The 17761-nt window shown below is 70.0% G+C and carries 21 protein-coding genes; 7 read left to right on the top strand and 14 right to left on the bottom strand.

Annotated features, from left to right (window positions below; translation table 11 throughout):
* Positions 1–85: 85 nt before the first annotated feature.
* Genes NFX31_RS08210 through NFX31_RS08195 form a run of 4 tightly spaced genes read left to right on the top strand, consistent with a single transcriptional unit; the run spans position 86 to position 2154 of the window.
* Complete coding sequence (locus NFX31_RS08210) at positions 86–703, top strand: DUF4190 domain-containing protein (protein ID WP_052674477.1); 618 nt, start codon at positions 86–88, stop codon at positions 701–703.
* Positions 704–755: 52 nt separating this feature from the next.
* Entirely contained in the window at positions 756–1112 is a 357-nt protein-coding gene (locus NFX31_RS08205) for a DUF3099 domain-containing protein (protein WP_262957144.1), read from the top strand.
* Positions 1109–1327: a hypothetical protein gene (locus NFX31_RS08200; protein ID WP_045252079.1), complete on the top strand. Its 219-nt coding sequence runs from the start codon at positions 1109–1111 to the stop codon at positions 1325–1327. Before NFX31_RS08205 ends, NFX31_RS08200 begins: the two co-directional genes overlap by 4 nt.
* A complete protein-coding gene (locus NFX31_RS08195) occupies positions 1324–2154 on the top strand; it encodes an SURF1 family cytochrome oxidase biogenesis protein (RefSeq protein WP_045252080.1) in 831 nt (276 codons plus the stop codon). Before NFX31_RS08200 ends, NFX31_RS08195 begins: the two co-directional genes overlap by 4 nt.
* Positions 2155–2199: 45 nt before the next feature.
* Here the strand turns inward: NFX31_RS08195 and NFX31_RS08190 are convergent, their stop codons facing one another.
* The 5 genes from NFX31_RS08190 to NFX31_RS08170 all read right to left on the bottom strand — a co-directional run bounded on the left by NFX31_RS08190 (position 2200) and on the right by NFX31_RS08170 (position 6431).
* Positions 2200–2820, bottom strand: a complete 621-nt coding sequence (locus NFX31_RS08190) for an HAD family hydrolase (protein WP_045252081.1) — start codon at positions 2818–2820, stop codon at positions 2200–2202.
* Between the two features lie 50 nt (positions 2821–2870).
* Positions 2871–4469, bottom strand: coding sequence for an ABC-F family ATP-binding cassette domain-containing protein (locus NFX31_RS08185; protein ID WP_045252082.1), 1599 nt, complete (start codon positions 4467–4469; stop codon positions 2871–2873).
* A 106-nt stretch (positions 4470–4575) separates the two neighbouring features.
* Positions 4576–5181 carry a CbiQ family ECF transporter T component gene (locus NFX31_RS08180; RefSeq protein WP_045252083.1) on the bottom strand — a complete coding sequence of 202 codons (606 nt, stop codon included), beginning with the start codon at positions 5179–5181 and terminating at the stop codon, positions 4576–4578.
* Between the two features lie 10 nt (positions 5182–5191).
* Positions 5192–5872 carry an energy-coupling factor ABC transporter ATP-binding protein gene (locus NFX31_RS08175; RefSeq protein ID WP_175491163.1) on the bottom strand — a complete coding sequence of 227 codons (681 nt, stop codon included), beginning with the start codon at positions 5870–5872 and terminating at the stop codon, positions 5192–5194.
* Positions 5862–6431, bottom strand: a complete 570-nt coding sequence (locus NFX31_RS08170) for a biotin transporter BioY (RefSeq protein ID WP_262957143.1) — start codon at positions 6429–6431, stop codon at positions 5862–5864. Before NFX31_RS08170 ends, NFX31_RS08175 begins: the two co-directional genes overlap by 11 nt.
* 95 nt (positions 6432–6526) lie before the next feature.
* Here NFX31_RS08170 and NFX31_RS08165 point away from each other — a divergent pair, with 95 nt between their 5' ends.
* On the top strand, positions 6527–7099 hold the full coding sequence (locus tag NFX31_RS08165) for a TetR family transcriptional regulator (protein ID WP_045252085.1): 573 nt from the start codon (positions 6527–6529) through the stop codon (positions 7097–7099).
* Here NFX31_RS08165 and NFX31_RS08160 read toward each other — a convergent pair.
* The 7 genes from NFX31_RS08160 to sufB form a co-directional block, all read right to left on the bottom strand.
* Positions 7062–8498, bottom strand: coding sequence for an MFS transporter (locus NFX31_RS08160; protein ID WP_045252086.1), 1437 nt, complete (start codon positions 8496–8498; stop codon positions 7062–7064). The genes NFX31_RS08165 and NFX31_RS08160 overlap by 38 nt on opposite strands.
* Entirely contained in the window at positions 8495–9664 is a 1170-nt protein-coding gene (locus NFX31_RS08155) for a MalY/PatB family protein (protein ID WP_262957142.1), read from the bottom strand. Before NFX31_RS08155 ends, NFX31_RS08160 begins: the two co-directional genes overlap by 4 nt.
* 76 nt (positions 9665–9740) lie before the next feature.
* Positions 9741–10070 (bottom strand): metal-sulfur cluster assembly factor, encoded by a 330-nt coding sequence (locus tag NFX31_RS08150; protein ID WP_045252088.1) that lies wholly within the window; start codon positions 10068–10070, stop codon positions 9741–9743.
* A gap of 10 nt (positions 10071–10080) precedes the next feature.
* Positions 10081–10851 (bottom strand): Fe-S cluster assembly ATPase SufC, encoded by a 771-nt coding sequence (gene sufC / locus NFX31_RS08145; protein ID WP_091476256.1) that lies wholly within the window; start codon positions 10849–10851, stop codon positions 10081–10083.
* A gap of 76 nt (positions 10852–10927) precedes the next feature.
* The gene (locus NFX31_RS08140) at positions 10928–11263 is read right to left on the bottom strand and encodes a non-heme iron oxygenase ferredoxin subunit (protein WP_045252090.1); all 336 of its coding nucleotides are present in this window, start codon (positions 11261–11263) and stop codon (positions 10928–10930) included.
* Positions 11260–12459, bottom strand: a complete 1200-nt coding sequence (sufD, locus tag NFX31_RS08135) for a Fe-S cluster assembly protein SufD (protein WP_262957141.1) — start codon at positions 12457–12459, stop codon at positions 11260–11262. The genes NFX31_RS08140 and sufD overlap by 4 nt, the downstream gene beginning before the upstream one ends.
* A gap of 1 nt (position 12460) precedes the next feature.
* A complete protein-coding gene (sufB, locus tag NFX31_RS08130; RefSeq protein ID WP_045252092.1) occupies positions 12461–13879 on the bottom strand; it encodes a Fe-S cluster assembly protein SufB in 1419 nt (472 codons plus the stop codon).
* Positions 13880–14210: 331 nt separating this feature from the next.
* On the opposite strand from sufB, the gene NFX31_RS08125 reads away from it, so the two are divergent.
* Positions 14211–15098, top strand: a complete 888-nt coding sequence (locus NFX31_RS08125; protein WP_262957140.1) for a COX15/CtaA family protein — start codon at positions 14211–14213, stop codon at positions 15096–15098.
* A 19-nt stretch (positions 15099–15117) separates the two neighbouring features.
* Here the strand turns inward: NFX31_RS08125 and NFX31_RS08120 are convergent, their stop codons facing one another.
* Positions 15118–16083 carry a hypothetical protein gene (locus NFX31_RS08120; protein ID WP_262957139.1) on the bottom strand — a complete coding sequence of 322 codons (966 nt, stop codon included), beginning with the start codon at positions 16081–16083 and terminating at the stop codon, positions 15118–15120.
* A 249-nt stretch (positions 16084–16332) separates the two neighbouring features.
* Between NFX31_RS08120 and NFX31_RS08115 the strand changes: the two genes are divergently transcribed.
* On the top strand, positions 16333–16782 hold the full coding sequence (locus NFX31_RS08115; protein WP_262957138.1) for a dinucleotide-utilizing enzyme: 450 nt from the start codon (positions 16333–16335) through the stop codon (positions 16780–16782).
* Here NFX31_RS08115 and NFX31_RS08110 read toward each other — a convergent pair.
* Entirely contained in the window at positions 16728–17660 is a 933-nt protein-coding gene (locus tag NFX31_RS08110; protein ID WP_091476244.1) for a heme o synthase, read from the bottom strand. The two genes, NFX31_RS08115 and NFX31_RS08110, sit on opposite strands and share 55 nt — an antisense overlap.
* Between the last annotated feature and the right edge of the window lie 101 nt (positions 17661–17761).

Raw genomic sequence — 17761 nt, 5'->3', positions numbered from 1 at the left:
GCAAGCCTAGCGAGCGGACCTTCGCCCAGGAATTGACATGGCCCTGACAGCACGGAAATCTTTGTGATGAACCAGGAGGAAGCGCATGAGCAACGACAACGGCGGGATTCCGCCCCAGGGGCAGCAGCCCCCCGCATACCCGGGCGCCCCGGTGCCGCCGCAGCAGCCGGCCTACCCCACCGGCGCGCCGACACCGCCGTCGCCCGTCCCGCCGGCACCGGCCTACCCCGGTGCAGCGCCTCAGCAGCCCGCGCCGCAGCAGACCCCGCCGACCTATCCGGCCGCGGCACCGCAGCAGCCCGCTTACCCGGCCGGTCCTTCAGCCGCACCGGGCTATCCCGGGGCCGCGCCCTCGACGCCCGGCTACCCGGCGCCGGGCTACGCGCAGCCGTACTCCCCGCCCTATCCGGTCCCGGCGAAGTCGAACGGCCTCGCAGTCACCGCGCTGATCTGCGGAATCGCGGGCGTGGCGCTGTTCTGGCTCGCGTACATCGTGCTCCCGTTCCTGGCCGCGGTGACGGCGATCATCACGGGCCACCTCGCCCTCGGCAGGATCAAGCGGGATCCGGGACTGGGCGGGAAGGGGATCGCGATCACCGGCCTCGTTCTCGGCTACGTCGGAGCGGTCATCAACCTGATCATCGGCATCGGATTCCTGCTGCTCATCGGGTACGGCATCTCCCAGGGCAACAGCGGCTACTGAGTCGCCCTCCGCGACGACCCCGGGGGTCGCGGCGGCGTAGGCTGGAGTCATCGTGAGAAGGACTCCAGACGCCGCCGTGACCTCCCTGCCGCGCGCTCCGCGCGACGAGGCGCGTGAACGCGTGCGCCATTACGCGATCACCATGGGGATCCGCACCGTCTGCTTCATCCTTGTCTTCACGGTGCAGCCGATGGGCTGGTGGACGTGGGTGTTCGCGATCGCCGCGGCCGTCCTGCCTTACGTCGCCGTCGTGTTCGCCAATGCGGGCGACGACTCGGTCCCCACCGACGTGGAATCGCCGCTCATCGAGCTCGAGGCGCCCACGGCACAACAGGACGAGAGTCCGCGCGGCCCGCAGGTGATCACGGTCGCCGAGACGCCCGCACGCTCCGCCGAGCCGCGCTCATGAACGCGCCGACTCCGGAGCTGAAATGCTCCCGGGCGGGATGCCGCGCCGCCGCCACGCACCGCATCGTCTGGCGCAACCCGCGCATCCACGGGCCGGAGCGCGAGAAGGTCTGGCTCGCGTGCGGCGAGCATCTGCGGTTCCTCTACGACTATCTGCGCGCGCGTGACTTCCCCGCACGGATCGACGCGGCGGTCGGAGAGGGCGAACTCGAATGATGAGGCAGCGCCTGCTCCGCTGGAGCGCCTATCTCGCCGTCGCGATCGTGTTCGCGGTCGTCTGCGCCTATCTCTCGAACTGGCAGTTCTCCCGCAACGACGGACGACAGACGCAGCTCGAGCTCGTGCAGCGCAACTACGACGCGAAGCCGGTCGCTCTGGACGATCTGCTGCCGGCCGGCGCGACGCTGCCGCAGTCGGCGCAGTGGCACCCCGTCACCCTGCACGGCAGGTACGAGCCCGACGACAGCCTGCTCGTGCGCAATCGCCCGCACGGCGGCACCAGCGCCTTCGAGGTGCTCGTGCCCTTCCGCACCGACGGCGGCCGAGTGTTCATCGTGAACCGCGGCTGGGTCGTGGCGGGCGAGGGATCCGACGTGCCGACCTCCATTCCCGCGCCGCCCGCGGGCGAGACCACGGTCGTCGCGCGTCTGCGGCCCAACGAGCCGCTGCCGCCATCGGGTCGCGGAGCTCCGTCCGGGCAGGTGCCCAGCATCAACCTGCCTCTGGTCGCCGACAAGATCGACGGCGGATCCGCGGTCGACACCGGAGCGTACGGCGAGCTGGTGAGCGAGTCGCCCGCCCCTTCCTCCCGACCGCACGCGTTCGACGCGCCGTCGGACGATCCGGGACCGTTCCTCTCCTACGCGATCCAGTGGATCCTGTTCGCGATCATGGGCTTCATCTTCATCGGCTACGTGATCCGCACCGAGGTCGTGAAGCACCGCGACGAAGCCGCGGGCCGGGCCCCGCGGCAGCCGCGGCGCCGCCGCGATCGCGACATGGACGATGAGGACGCTCTCCTCGACGCCGTCGAGTCGCGCTGAGCCCCGCGGCGTTCAGAGCCCCGCGATGCTCAGAGCCCGGCGTGCTCAGAGCCACGCGACGAGTTCGTCGAGTGCCTGGATCGTGGGCACCCCAGCAGGTGCGGCCTGATGCCCGCGGTCGAAATGCAGGAACCGGGTTCCGAGCGCCGCGGCGATCTCGCGATCGTGATTCGTGTCCCCGACCATGAGAACCTCCTCGGCCGCGAAGCCGGATTCCCGCAGCCAGTCCGCGATCACCTCCCGTTTCGAGGCCTGGTACGGGTCGGCGATCGACAGGATCCGGGCGAAGTGCCGGGCGACGCCATGAGGATGCAGCTGCCTCTCGAGCGGGCCGGGCAGGGTCGCAGAGGCGAGCACCTGAAGAACGCCACGATCCGACATCCGAGTCAGGGTGCGCTCGACGTCCGGCTGCAGACCCGCCTCGTCGATGCTCTCATCGAGCCACTCCAGATACTGCGTCGCCGCGGCCCGGAAGACGTCGTCCCCCAGCCCGGTCGACGCGTAGAAGTCCCGGATCGGAAAGCGGAAGAGAGCGCGGTACGCGGCGAGATCCTCGAGGGGAGCAAGTCCGTACTGCGCGAGCACCCGGTTCATCACCCGTCGGCACACATCGGCGTCGTCGAGCAGCGTGCCGTTCCAGTCCCAGCAGATCGCGCGCAGTTCCACAACGCGAATGCTACGGCCGGGCACGGACGCCGGAAGGACGGGGCCGAGGATCAGGCGAGTTCGATGAGCTCCTGATACTCCTTGCTCCAGATGTCCTCGACGCCGTCCGGAAGGATGAGCACGCGCTCCGGGTTGAGCGACGCCACCGCGCCGGGATCGTGCGAGACGAGCACGACCGCGCCCTCGTAGTGCGCGAGCGCGCCGAGGATCTCCTCGCGCGACGCCGGGTCGAGGTTGTTCGTGGGCTCGTCGAGCAGCAGCATGTTCGCGGCCGAGACGACGAGCGTCGCGAGCGACAGACGGGTCTTCTCCCCGCCGGACAGCACGCCAGCGGGCTTGTGCACGTCCTCGCCCGTGAACAGGAACGATCCGAGCACCTTGCGCGCCTCGGTCTCGTTGAGATCCGGGGCGGAGGACATCATGTTCTCCAGCACCGATCGCGACACGTCGAGGTTCTCGTGCTCCTGGGCGTAGTACCCCACTTTGAGACCGTGGCCCGGCTCGAGCTGGCCGGTGTCGGGCTGATCGACGCCGGCGAGGATCCGCAGCAGCGTGGTCTTGCCCGCTCCGTTGAGCCCCAGCACGACCACCTTGGAGCCGCGGTCGATGGCCAGATCGACGTCGGTGAAGATCTCGAGGGAGCCGTAGGACTTGGACAGCCCCGACGCCATGAGCGGGGTCTTGCCGCAGGGCGCGGGCTTCGGGAACCGCAGCTTGGCGACGCGGTCGACCTGCCGCACCTCCTCCAGCCCCGAGAGCAGCTTCTCCGCCCGAGCGACCATCTGGTGCGCGGCAGCGGCCTTGCTGGCCTTGGCGCCGAAGCGCGCGGCCTGCTGCTGCAGGGAGGTGGCCTTCTTCTCGGCGTTCGCGCGCTCCTTCTTGCGGCGCTCCTCGTCCGCCACCCGCTGGCGCAGGTAGTTCTTCCAGTTCATGTTGTAGATGTCGATGATCTGGCGGTTGGCGTCCAGGTAGAACACGCGGTTCACGGTCTCGCCGACGAGCTCCACGTCGTGGCTGATGACGATCAGCCCGCCCTTGTACCCCTTGAGGAACTCGCGCAGCCACACGACGCTGTCCGCGTCGAGGTGGTTGGTCGGCTCGTCGAGGATCATCGTCTCCGCGTCCGAGAACAGGATCCGGGCGAGCTCGATGCGGCGGCGCTGACCGCCGGACAGCGTCTTCAGCGGCTGGTCGAGGATCCGGTCCGGCAGCGAGAGGTTGTGCGCGATCGAGGCCGCCTCCGCCTCGGCCGCGTAGCCGCCCAGGGCTTCGAACCGCTCGGTGAGGTTGCCGAACTGGCGCATGGCCTTCTCCGCGACCGCCGGGTCGTCGGATCCCATGGCCTCAGAGGCCTCGCGGATCCGGAGGGTGAGGGATCCGAGTCCGCGGGCGTCCAGGATGCGGGTGCGTGCGAGCATCTCGGGGTCGCCGGAGCGGGGATCCTGCGGGAGGTAGCCCAGCTCGCCGCTGCGCTCGACCTTGCCGTCGGACGGGATGAGGTCGCCCGCGAGCACCTTCGTCAACGTGGTCTTGCCGGCGCCGTTGCGCCCGACCAGACCGATCTTGTCGCCGTCGGCGACGCGGAACGACACGTTCTCCATGAGGAGACGCGCGCCCACGCGGATCTCGAGGTCGTGCACGGCGAGCACAGCGGACGTCCGTTCTTCAGAAGGGGGTGAGCGGCCGGATGGCCAGCCTCCCAGTGTAGCTGGCGCAGCCGTGAGGGCTCTGACCGGCGCACGCCCTGCCCGGAGGTCAGGACGCGAGGCCCCGTGCGGCCAGCGCCTCCCCCACCTCGTCCGCATGGCGCATGGTGCGCACGAGGATCGGCAGCGCGGTGCGCAGCCCCAGCCGCACACCGCGAGCATCCTGAGCCTCGCGCACGGACCGGACGAACCCCCCGACCACCGGAACCATCGTCAGGGCGAGCGAGAGCACGAGCGCGACGGCCTGGGCGTCCACGCCGAGACGCCGGAGCGGGCGGAGGATCCGGGTGATCAGCGTCATCAGGGCGCTCATCGACGTGGTGCGCGTGAACAGCTCAGCCAGCAGCAGGAGCGCCACCAGACGCCCGCAGCTCACGATCGCCGCCGGGATTCCGGAGAAGACGATCAGCGCCACCCCCAGGATGAGGATCAGCCAGCGCAGACGCCACCAGGCCGAGCCCAGCGCGCGCACGCCGAGACCCGCCGCCGGGTAGAGCGCACTGACCGCGACGACCGCGAGGAGCACGGGCACGATCATGCCCGGCGCCACCGGGAGCAGCGACAGTCCGAGCGCGACCACCGCGAGCAGCGCGAGCTTGAGCCCGGCCGGGGCGCCGTGCAGGAACCCCGTTCCGGGGCGATAGAGCGAGATCATGGGGAGTCCCTCACGCGCACAGTTGCAGGTAGTCCGCGATCACGTCGTCCGGCGCACCCTGCGCGTGCACGCGGCCGCGTTCGACCAGCACGGCCTCGTCGCAGCGCCGCGCGAGGTCGAGGTCATGCGTGACCAGGATGAGGGGGACGTCGAGCTCCTCGAGCAGGGCGTCGCCGATCCGACGGCCGTTGCGCAGGTCGAGACGCGTGGTCGGCTCGTCGGCGATCACGAGCGCCGGACGCGCGATGAGCACCGAGGTCAGCGCGAGGAGCTGCTTCTGCCCGCCGGACAGTTCGGATACGGGCGCGTCGCGGAGCGCATCGAGTCCGCACAGCGCGAGCGCCGCCTCGACGCGCTCGTCGCGCTCCCGCGGCGTCAGCCCGCGGAGCGAGAGGGCGAGGTCCTCGGCGGGCGTGGGCATCAGGATCTGCGCCTCCGGGTCGGCGAAGACGAAGCCGACGTGACGCCGCACCGCCCGCGGGTCCCGGGACGGATCCATGCCCGCCACCCGCACGGTCCCGGTGGTCGCGACGTACAGGCCGTTCAGCAGCCGGGCAAGACTCGACTTCCCGGAGCCGTTCGCTCCGATCACCGCGGTCCGGCGAGCGGTCAGGCGCAGCGAGACGTCGTCGAGGATCGTGCGCTCCTCGACGCGCAGCGTGACCGAGCGCAGTTCGACGTCAGGCGACACGAAGAGACGTCCGTGCGAACGCGCGCGGATACGCGCGCTGCAGCGCCACGCCGAGCACGGTCGCGACGACGGCCTTGATCAGATCGCCCGGCAGGAACACGAGGCTCGACAGCGCGGTCGCTCCGAGCGGCACCCCCGTCACGAGGGCCTGTACCGGGATCCCGAACAGGTAGACCGTGCCGATGCCGCCGAGGAGCACGGCGGATCCGGCGCGCCACCAGCTCAGGCGCCGGGAGCCGGCGATCAGCCCGATCACGATCACGCCGAAGATCCAGCCGATCAGATAGCCGGCACTGGGCCCGAAGAACACGCCCAGTCCCCCGCGCCCTCCGGCGAGCACGGGAAGACCGACCGCGGCGAGAGCCAGCACCGTGAGAATCGAGAGAGGCGCGATGCGCGGCCCCAGGACCAGGCCTGCGAGCATCACTCCGAAGGTCTGCCCGGTGATGGGGACGCCCCCGGGCAGCGGGACGATCACCAGTCCGAGTGCGATGATCAGCGCGGCGAAAACGGCGATGCGGGCGGCGTCGGCGCCCCAGGAACGGGTGGTCGTCGTCATGGAAGTCTCTTTCGGGTCTGCGGCGCGCCGGCCGTTTCCGCCGCAGCACGCTCCTGAACACTGTTCACCTGAACGGCGTTCAGTATAGTCAGATCATGACTCCCCCGCGTACCGGACGGCACGACCGCGAGCACATCGTCGGCGTCGCGCTCGATCTGCTGGACCGCTTCGGCCTTCCTGACCTCACCATGCGCCGGCTCGCCACCGAGCTGGACGTGCAGGCGAGCGCCCTCTATTGGCACTTCGACAGCAAGCAGGATCTCCTCGCCGCGGTCTCGGATCGCATCCTGGCGCGCATCCCCGAACCCTCCGCGGGCCTGGATCTGCTGGCAGCGGCGCGCGCGGTGCGCGATGCCCTCCTCACGCACCGCGACGGCGCCGAGGTCGTGATGAGCTCCGCGGCACTGCGTCCCGGACCGTCGCGCGCACAGGACGTCCTCCGCAGCGCCCTGCCCGGGGACGTCGACGACGCGGATCTCGCCGCCACTGCCGTGCTGCAGTTCGTGCTCGGCCACACGACGCTCGTGCAGCAGCGGATGCACGGCGAGAGCCATGGCGCCGCCAGCACCGCAGGCGCCCTGGACGACCGGGCCACCGACGCCGCCGTGTTCGAGGCGGGGATCTCCTTGATCAGCCTCGGTGCGGATCGGGCGAGGTCGCGGCACTGAGGTCCGCCGGCACCGCGACGCTCCGCGGTCCGTCGCCGATCCGCAGGCCCGGGAGCAGCGCGATCAGGAGGGCGACGACCGACACGGCGAAGACCGTCGGAAAGCCCGAACCGGCGACGGGCAGGCTGACGAACATCAATCCGGCGAGAGCGATCGTGACCGCCGATCCCGTCGAATCCGAGATCGAGAGGGCCGAGGAGTTGAATCCCTCGTCCACCGGCGTCGAGTAGGCCAGGGTCAGCACGTTCAGACGCGGGTAGATGAGACCGATGCCGCCACCGGCGATCCCCCAGAGCACCACGACGGCCCACGGCTGGGACCGTGTCAGTGCGACGGCGATGAGACCCACGAGACCCGCGGTCATCAGTGTCGCGCTGATGAGCACCATCCGGCGGCTGCCCAGCCGCTCGCCGTAGCGTCCCTGCACCGCGGAGGCGCCCGACCACGCGAGCGCCGCCGCGGTCAGCGCGAGCCCTGCGATCGTCGGACTGAACCCGAACCGCTCCATCAGCATGCGGGGCACGTAGGCCTCGGCGGCGAAGAAGGCTCCGGCGACGAGACCGCGCACCAGCACGACGCTCGGGAGCCCCGGCGCGGCGCGCAGCGCCCCCTTCGGCAGGAGCGGCCGGATCGAGACGGCGATCGCGATGATCGAGACGAGCGCGACCGGCCACCCGATCACCGGAGTGGCGTCGGAGGCGAATCCCACCGCGACGGCGGCGATCGCGACGACCACGGAGAGCAGGATCCTGAGGCCGATGCGCCCACCGGTCGGCGCCGTGTGCGCGCCGTCACCGTCGGGGTGCGTACGCAGATCGACGGTGCGAAGTCGCGCGACGACGAGGAGGAATGCGATCACGTTCAGCACCGCGACGCCGAGGAACGTCCAGCGCCAGTGCAGATACTGCGCGACCGCGCCGGCCAGGAACGGTCCGATCATCGACGGGATGACCCAGGCCGCCGCGAAGGCGGCGAAGATGCGTCCGTGCAGCGAAGGCGGGTAGACGCGCGCCACGACGACATACAGCGCGACGGTCTGACCGCCGCCGCCGAGGCCCTGGACGAGCCGCCCCAGCACCAGGGTGTACATGTCGGTCGCGAGTCCGGCGATCACCAGACCGGCGATGAAAAGCCCGACCGCGGTGTACAGCGGCGCACGGGGGCCGTTCCGGTCGCTCCAGGCTCCGCTCGCGACCATGCCGATCACGCCGGTGGCCAGAGTGCCCGCGAAAGCCACCGCGTACAGCGCATCGCCGCGCAGATCGGCGGCGACCAGGGGCATGACCGTCGTCACCGCCAGCGCTTCGATGGCGCCGAGCAGGATGAGCACGACCGATCCGACCGTGATCCCGAGCCGACGCCGGTCCCAGATGGTCGGTGCGGAGGCGCGCGACGTCACCGGCGCACCAGCGCGGCGATGCGCAGCACCGCCTCGGTCAGCACCTCGGGAGAGCAGCCCAGGTTGAAACGGACGTGACCGCGGCCCTCGTCCCCGAAGGTCGGCCCGCGGTTGAGCGCGACGCGTGCTTCGCGCAGGATCCGTCTCGCAGGATCGTCGCCCCATCCGAGATCGCGCAGGTCGACCCAGGCGAGGTACCCCGCGTCGGGCAGCCGGTAGCGCGCCTCCGGCAGGTACTCGGCGAGCAGGCGCCCGAGCAGACGGCGGTTGTCGTCCAGCGCCGCCAGCAGCGCCTCCAGCCAGGCGTCGCTGTCCGGATCCCAGGCGGCGACGGCCGCCAGCGCCCCGAGCAGCCCCGTGCGCCACTCGACCTCGGGCGGCAGTGCGCGGACCACGGCGGCGGTGCGCTCGCTCGCCGTCACCATGACCGCGCACTTGAGGCCCGCGAGGTTGTACGCCTTGCTCGCGCTCGTGACCACGTACCCGATCTCCGCGGCGATCGGAGACGCCGCCAGGAACGGCGTGAAGTCGACGCCCGGCTGCACCAGGGGTGCATGGATCTCATCGCTGACGACCACGGCATCGTGCTCCGCCGCGATCTCGGCGAGCCGCGCGAGCGCCGCACGGGAGTGCACGGTGCCGGTCGGATTGTGCGGGTTGCAGAGCAGCACGGCGCGAGCCCCGCCCGCCAGCGCCCGCTCGATGCCCGCCAGATCGAGCGCCCAGGAGCCGTCCACGTCGATGAGAGGGACGCGTTCGGCGACGCCCCCCGCCTCCTCGATGCAGTCGAAGAACGGCGGGTAGACGGGCGGTGCGACGATCACGCGATCCCCCGGATCCAGCACCGCACGGAGGATCTCCACGACGCCCATCATCACGTCGCAGGTCGAGCGGATCCGCTCCGGCTGCACGGTCCATCCGAATCGACGCTGGGCATAGGCCGTGAACGCCGCGCGGATTCCGGGGTCGGGCGGCGTGTAGCCGGTGTCGCCGAGCTCCACCGCCTCATGCAGTCGCGCCGTGATCGCGTCTGCCAGCGGGAAGTCCATCTCCGCGACGAACAGCGGCAGGACGTCGTCGGGATACGTCCGCCACTTCGTGCTGGACCGGCGGCGGAGCTGGTCGAGCGGCAAAGCGTGCAGTGCGGTGCGGGCGGCGGTGGTCACCCTCCGACCCTATCCACGCAGCGACGACGAAGGGCCTGACGCCGTCATACGGCGTCAGACCCTTGGTATCGGCGTCTCAGATCGCGAAGCCGAGTGCGCGCATCTGGTCGCGCCCGTCATCGGTGATCCGCTCGGGACCCCACGGCGGCATCCACACCCAGTTGATGCGGAAGCGGTCGACGACGTCGTCCAGCGCCTGTCCGGTCTGCTCCTCGAGCACATCGGTGAGCGGGCACCCGGCGCTCGTCAGCGTCATGTGGATGACGAGGGCGTCGTTCTCCTCGTCCCAGGAGAGATCGTAGATGAGACCGAGGTCGACGACGTTGATCCCGAGCTCGGGATCCACGACATCCTTGAGCGCCTCGGTGACCTCGTCGTACTTCTCTCCGGTCAGCGTTGCCGTCATGGCTTCCAGCCTACGCTTCGATGGGAGCGCTGGGGTCGAGGAAGCGGTCGTAGCCCTCGTCCTCGAGACGGTCGGCGAGCTCTGCGCCGCCCTCTTCGACGATCTTGCCCGCGACGACCACGTGCACGTAGTCCGGGCGGATGTAGCGCAGGATGCGGGTGTAGTGCGTGATGAGCAGCACACCGAGGTTCGTGTGCTCCTTGGCGCGGTTGACGCCCTCCGAGACGATCTTGAGCGCGTCGACGTCGAGGCCGGAGTCGGTCTCGTCGAGCACGGCGATCTTCGGCTTGAGGACCTCGAGCTGCAGGATCTCGTGGCGCTTCTTCTCGCCGCCGGAGAAGCCCTCGTTCACGTTGCGCTGCGCGAACTTCGGGTCCATGCGCAGGTTCGCCATGGACTCCTTGACGTCCTTCGTCCACTGGCGGATCGAGGGGGCCTCGCCGTCCAGCGCGGTCTTGGCCGTGCGGAGGAAGTTCGTGACCGTCACGCCGGGGATCTCGACCGGGTACTGCATGGCCAGGAAGAGGCCCGCGCGGGCGCGCTCGTCGACGCTCATCGCGAGGACGTCCTCGCCGTCCAGCGTGATGGTGCCGCCGGTGACGGTGTACTTGGGGTGACCGGCGATCGTGTACGCCAGAGTGGACTTGCCGGAGCCGTTGGGGCCCATGATCGCGTGGGTCTCCCCCGTGCGGATCGTGAGGGTGATGCCGTTGAGGATCGGCGTGGTGCCCGCCTCGGTCTCGACGGTGACGTGCAGATCGGTGATCTCCAGGACAGACATGGATGATTCCTTCGTGGTTTCGTGGAAGCTTTCGTGGCGGGCGCCGTGCGACGGCCCGCGCCGAGGAGGCGCAGGCTCAGAGAGCGCTGACGTCCTTCGTGACGGACGGGTCGATCATCACGTCATCGCCGTCGATGACGACGGTGTAGACAGGGACCGGTTCGTAGGCGGGCAGGTTCAGCGGCTTGCCGGAGCAGAGCGAGAAGGCCGAGCCGTGGGCCCAGCACTCCAGCGTCTTGCCCTCGACGAACCCCTCGGACAGGGAGATGTCGCCGTGCGTGCAGGTGTCGCCGATGGCGTGGATCTCGCCCTCGGAGTCGAGCACGACCGCCATCGGCACGCCGTCCAGCTCGACCCGCAGCGGGGTGTCCTCCTGCAGGTCGCTCACCGCGCAGGCCCGCTGGGCGGTCACGCGTTCACCGCCTGCAGCTCGGCCTCGATCGCCGCGAGCAGCTCCGCCTCCAGCGACGGCACGCCGAGACGCTGCACGATGTCGCTCAGGAAGCCGAGGACGACGAGGCGCCGTGCCTCCTCCTCGGTGATCCCGCGCGCCTGCAGGTAGAACAGCTGCTCGTCGTCGAAGCGGCCGGTCGCGCTCGCGTGGCCGGCACCCAGGATGTCGCCCGTCTCGATCTCCAGGTTCGGGATCGAGTCCGCGCGCGCGCCCTCGGTGAGCACCAGGTTGCGGTTGGCCTCGTACGAGTCGGTGCCGGTGGCGTCGGGGCCGATCAGCACGTCGCCGATCCACACGCTGTGCGCGCTCTCACCCTGGAGCGCGCCCTTGTACAGCACGTCTCCGACGGTGTGCGCGCCCTTGTGATGCAGGTAGACCTGGCTCTCGAGGTGCTGGCCGGCGTCCGCGTAGGACAGCCCGTACAGACGGGCCTCGGATCCGGATCCGGCGAGCTCGACGTTGGGGTTCACACGGACCAGGCCGCCGCCGAAGCTGACGACGAAGTGCGTCAGCGACGCGTCGCGGTCGACGCGCGCCTGGTGCGACGCGGCGTGGATCGCCTCGTCCGCCCAGCGCTGCACGCTCACCACGGTGAGCCGCGAGCCGTCGCGCGCGATGATCTCGACGTTCTGCGCGTACTGCGCGGCGCCGTGGTGGTCGAGGACGACGGTGGCCCGGGAGTTCGGCATCGCCTCGATCAGGATCTGGCCGAACGCGCGCTTGCCCGCGTCCGCGCCGTCGATGCGCAGCACGATCGGGCCGTCGACCTCGTCGTCCGCGCCGATGCGCAGATGCAGACGGCCGGCGTGCTTCCACGCGAGAGCGCTCGGCAGATCCTCCGGACGGAAGAACTGCCCGTGGGCGCCCTCCTCCTCGGGCACGAGGAAGGCCTCGACCGCGTCCAGGTCGAGAGCGACCGCCGCGTCGTCACCGGCCACGTCGGCCAGGAGCCCCGCGAGCTGCGCGACGGGCGTGTGCTTCCAGTTGACCTCGCGACCGGTCGGCACGCCGAAATCGGCGGGCTCGAACGAGTGCGGACGCTCCGAGCGGGTCTGCACGGGAACGACCTTCTCGGCGGCCACGAGCCGGGCCGCGGGGTCGATGTGGGCGTGCGTGTCCTGCGCCTCCGCGGGCGCGGCAGTGGGGGCCGTCATCTCAGCCGACCGATCCTTCCATGCCCATCTCGATGAGCTTGTTCAGTTCCATCGCGTACTCCATGGGCAGCTCGCGCGCGATCGGCTCGATGAAGCCGCGCACGATCATCGCCATCGCCTCGTCCTCGGGCATGCCGCGGGACTGCAGGTAGAAGAGCTGCTCCTCGCTGACCTTCGAGACCGTCGCCTCGTGGCCGAGCTGCACGTCGTCCACCCGGATGTCGATCGCCGGGTAGGTGTCGCTGCGCGACTTGGTGTCGACGAGAAGCGCATCGCAGCGCACGGTGTTCGCGGAATGATGCGCGTTCGCATCCACCCGCACCTCGCCGCGGTAGCCGGCGCGGCCGCCGCCGCGGGCGATCGACTTCGACACGATCGACGACTGCGTGTAGGGCGCCATGTGGATCATCTTCGCGCCGGCGTCCTGGTGCTGACCGGGACCCGCGAAGGCGACGGACAGCGTCTCGCCCTTGGCGTGCTCGCCCATGAGGTAGATCGACGGGTACTTCATCGTGACCTTGGAGCCGATGTTTCCGTCGACCCACTCCATGGTGGCGCCCTCGTGCGCCACGGCGCGCTTGGTGACCAGGTTGTAGACGTTGTTCGACCAGTTCTGGATCGTCGTGTAGCGCACGCGGGCGTTCTTCTTGACGATGATCTCGACGACGGCCGAGTGCAGCGAGTCGCTCTTGTAGATCGGCGCCGTGCAGCCCTCGATGTAGTGCACGTAGCTGTCCTCGTCGGCGATGATCAGCGTGCGCTCGAACTGGCCCATGTTCTCGGTGTTGATCCGGAAGTAGGCCTGCAGCGGGATCTCCACGTGCACGCCCTTGGGCACGTACACGAAGGATCCGCCGGACCACACGGCGGTGTTCAGTGCGGCGAACTTGTTGTCGCCGGCCGGGATCACCGTGCCGAAGTACTCCTCGAAGAACTCGGGGTGCTCGCGCAGCGCCGTGTCCGTGTCCATGAAGATGACGCCCTGCGCCTCCAGGTCCTCGCGGATCTGGTGGTAGACGACCTCGGACTCGTACTGCGCGGCGACGCCGGCGACGAGGCGCTGACGTTCGGCCTCGGGGATGCCGAGGCGCTCGTAGGTCTCCCGGATGTCCTCCGGCAGGTCCTCCCAGCTCTGCGCCTGCTTCTCCGTGGAGCGCACGAAATACTTGATGTTGTCGAAGTCGATGTCGCTGAGGTCGGCGCCCCAGGTCGGCATCGGCTTGCGCCCGAAGAGCTGCAGGCCCTTCAGGCGGGTCTTCAGCATCCACTCGGGTTCGCTCTTGAGGGCCGAGATGTCACGCACGACGGCTTCGCTCAGCCCGCGTCGCGCGCTCGCGCCGGCGGCATCCGCGTCGTGCCAGCCGAACTCGTACACCCCCAGACCATCCAGCTCCGGGCGGTCGATCAGCACATCCGACATCACACTCTCCTCTTGGGCCGTAACGGTTCATCCGCCCCGGCACACCGCCGATCCCGTCGAGTCTGCAGGGAACGGGTGCCGCTTCTGGGCCCTCATCATGGACGCAAAGCAATCGCGCCTAAACTTGTGCAGGATGCTGCCCGCGGATTCCGCGGCCATCACCACACACCCCCGATTCTACAGGTTCCCTCCGACGTCCGGGCCTTCACGGCCGCCCGCGCAGGGATCCGGAGGACCCATGCCCGAGATCGTGACGCCACCCGCACCCCGCACCCGACCCGGATTTCTGGGCCGAGTCCACGATTGGCTCCCGGATCGGGTGGACCTCCGCGTGAAGATCGCCGCCTGGGTGTCCTTCGTGCTCGAGGTCGCGATCGTCGGCACCGGCGGCGCGGTGCGCCTCACCGACTCGGGACTCGGCTGCGAGTGGCCGCTGTGCACCCCGGACTCGCTGTTCCCGACCGCGGAGCAGAGCTATCACTCCCTGATCGAGTTCGGCAACCGCGGGCTGAGCTTCTTCGTCGGACTGGCCGCGATCGCCGTCATCGTCCTGATATCCCGCTTCCGAGCCGAGCGGCGTGATCTGTGGACCATGGCCTGGATCGTCTTCGCCGGGGTCCTCGTCCAGGCCGCGGTCGGCGGGATCCTGGTGATCTTCCACCTGCACCCGAACATGGTCGCGTTCCACTACCTGGTCTCGCTCGTGCTCGTGGCCGTATCCGCGGCGTTCCTCGTGCGGATGGGCCAGCCGAGCGGGCCGCGCGAGCGCGCGGTCCCGAAAGCCGTCGCGATCCTGGTGCACATCACGTCCTTCGTCCTCGCGCTCACGGTGATCTTCGGCGTGCTGACGACCGGTGCCGGGCCGCACTCGGGCGACCCCGCGGTCACGCTGCGCAACGGCTTCGACGCGACCGTGCTCGAGCACGTGCACTCGTGGCCCGCCTACGCGCTGTTCGGCCTCACCCTCGCGCTGCTCGTGATCAGCCTGGCGAACAGTCTCACCGTGATCCGGAGCGCCGCGATCGGCCTGCTCGCGATCGAGCTCGTGCAGATCGCGGTCGGGCTCTACCAGGCACGCAACGCCCTTCCGCCGCTCGCGGTGGGCGTGCACATGGTGCTCGCCGCCGTGCTCGTAGCGGCCTGCACGGTGCTGGTCCTGCGCGTCAAGAGCCCGGCGGAGCAGGCGCCGCTCCCCGCGGACGCCGGCGCCTCGTCCTGATCCCGCGGCTCGGCGCCCGTCACTCCGCGTCCGCGCCGGGGCTGCCGTCCTGCGCCCACGCCGCCCCGAGCGCGAACAGGGTCGCGACGCCATAGCGCTCCATGGCGGCCGCGATCCGGCGCCGGCCCGTGCGCGGCGTGATGCCGAGGGAGCGCGAGGCGGCGTCGAGGGTCATCCCGCGCCGCATGCGGTGCAGCAGCCCGCCATAGCCGATCCGATCCGCCTCCACCGGCTGCGCCTGCCGCCACAGCTCGGCGAAGTACTCCTTCGCCAGGCCCGCGATGACGGGGCTCGACACCGCGACCACGCTCTGCGGCGCCGTGTCGGGCCAGCTCACCGGCAGGCCCGTGATGTCGGCGTCGTCGACCCAGAACCAGCTCGGCGGATCCGGCAGCATCCGGAACTCCACCGCCGACTCGCGGAAGGTGCGGACCATGGCGGCCAGACGCTCGTCCAGGATCATCGCGGGGATGATCGCCTGCACCGAGGCGTAGCCGCTCATGACCGTCGCGAACGCGCGCGTGCGTTCCGGGCTGCTCTGGCGGTAGCGGTCCAGGTCGGTCAGCACGGCGCGCACCCGTCCCCCGGGCCCCACCCGGGACGCCTGGACGGCGAACCACAGGTCCTCCGCGGCGTGCGGGCCCTCCGCCCGTTGCAGGGTGAGGCGCTCCTGCACGAGGGCCTCGCCGAAGTTCCAGGACGCGGAGCGGCGGGCGACGCCGTCGACGATCTGCGCGAGCCGCTCGCTGCGCGCCTCCGCCTCGGCGCGCTCCGCCTGCAGCAGCCGATCGATCGCGATCGCGGCGGCCTGCACGGGCGGGTTGAGCAGGATCACCTCGTCCTGGAGCGAGAGGTGCCCCTGAGAGGCCAGCCTCTCGAGCGCAGCGCGCACCTCCCCGGCGTCGACAGCGGTGCGCTCGGCCACGGCGCCGAGATCCTGCGGGCGCTCGCGGTGCAGCAGGTCGAGGAGTTCGTCGTCGCTCATCGGGTGTCCTCTTGCGGACAACGCTGGATCCGGTCCTTGCATCGTCCTGATCAGGTCAGTTGGATGAAAGTGGACGCTAGCAGGAGGATCCCCGTTCTGGGGAACGGATCCTATGACCTGCGTGCTGCTGGGGACGCTGGTCCCGGGTGCCCGAACATCCGGGACCTCTCCCCCGGTCCCGCCGCGACCCATACGCGACTCATAGGCGATGCAGACGACCTGCACGAGTTCGCCGCGGAGTCTGGGGGCATGACACGCGCAATGAACCGCAGCATCCCCTTCTGGATCCTCCTGGCCGCCTCGGTCGCCCTCGTCGTCTCGGGCGCCCTGGTCGTGCTCGACCATCTCGGCACGATGACCACGACGCTCAAGAACGGCAGCGCCACGGGCCTCGAGGTCTACGCCGGGCAGTCCTGGATCGTGATCGGCGCGGCGCTGCTCGGCGCCGGAGTGCTCGGAGTGCTCCTCGCGCTCGCGCTGCTCGTCGTCTCAGGTCTCGTCGCGCCCGCGGCCGTGGAGCGCGTCGAGACCGGCCCGGCGAGCACGGAGGCCCCGGAAGAGGATGGGGAGTCCGAGGAGCCTGTTTCGGAGGACGCGCCGTCGCAGGAAACGAGCTCCGCGGACGCGACGAACGACCAGTCGGCTCAGAACGGGAGCAGCGGGTCCACCGCGACGGCGACGAAGATCAGCGTCAGGTAGGTGATCGAGGCGTGGAAGACGCGCATCGGCCTCGCCGATGCGCCCTTCACCGCCTGGGCGTACAGGCGGTGCGCCTCGTACACGAACCATCCGCCGAAGACGAGGGCCGACACCGTGTAGACGAGCCCCATGCCGGCCACCGGGATGAGCAGCAGCGAGCACGCCAGGGTCGCCCACGCGTAGAGGATGACCTGGAGCCCCACCTGCGAGGCGGAGCGGGTGACGCCCAGCATCGGCACGTCCACGTCCTCGTAGTCGTCCTTGTACTTCATCGACAGCGGCCAGTAGTGCGCCGGCGTCCACAGGAACACGAGCACGAACAGCACGAACGCCGGCCAGTCGAGGGACCCGGTGACGGCGGCCCACCCGATCAGCACCGGGAAGCACCCGGCGATCCCGCCCCAGATGATGTTCTGCTCGGTGCGGCGCTTGAGGATCAGGGTGTAGACGACGACGTAGAAGAAGATCGCCGCCGCCGAGAGCGCGGCCGCCACCCCGTTGGTCGTCAGCCAGAGCCAGGCGGTGGAGAGGACGGCGAGCACCCAGGAGAACACCAGCGCACCGCGCGGCGAGACCTCTCCCGTCACGAGCGGCCGCTTCTCCGTGCGGTGCATGTGCGCATCGATGTCGCGATCGATGTACATGTTGAACGCCGCGGCGGATCCGGCGCTCATCGAGCCTCCGATGACGGTCGCCGCCACCAGCCACAGGTTCGGCAGGCCGTGCTGCGCCAGGAACATGACGGGAACCGTGGACACGAGCAGAAGCTCGAGCACGCGGGGCTTGGTCAGTTCGACGTAGCCCTTGATGGTCCGCTTCAGAGAGCGCTCGGCGGCGACGGACTCGATGGTGGTCGCGATGCTGACCGCCTCCTTCATGCATAGGGCAACACCGTCATTCTATGGCATCCGGAGAAACGGCCCGAGGCGCCCGCACGGCCGTCGTGGCCCCGCCGCCGGGGCGACGCGGGAATGCGCTT

It is taken from the genome of Microbacterium azadirachtae (assembly GCF_025583665.1).
GTDB lineage: Bacteria > Actinomycetota > Actinomycetes > Actinomycetales > Microbacteriaceae > Microbacterium > Microbacterium azadirachtae.
Note: the sequence above shows the minus strand (reverse complement) of the source record. Positions and strands in the feature narration are given on the sequence as shown.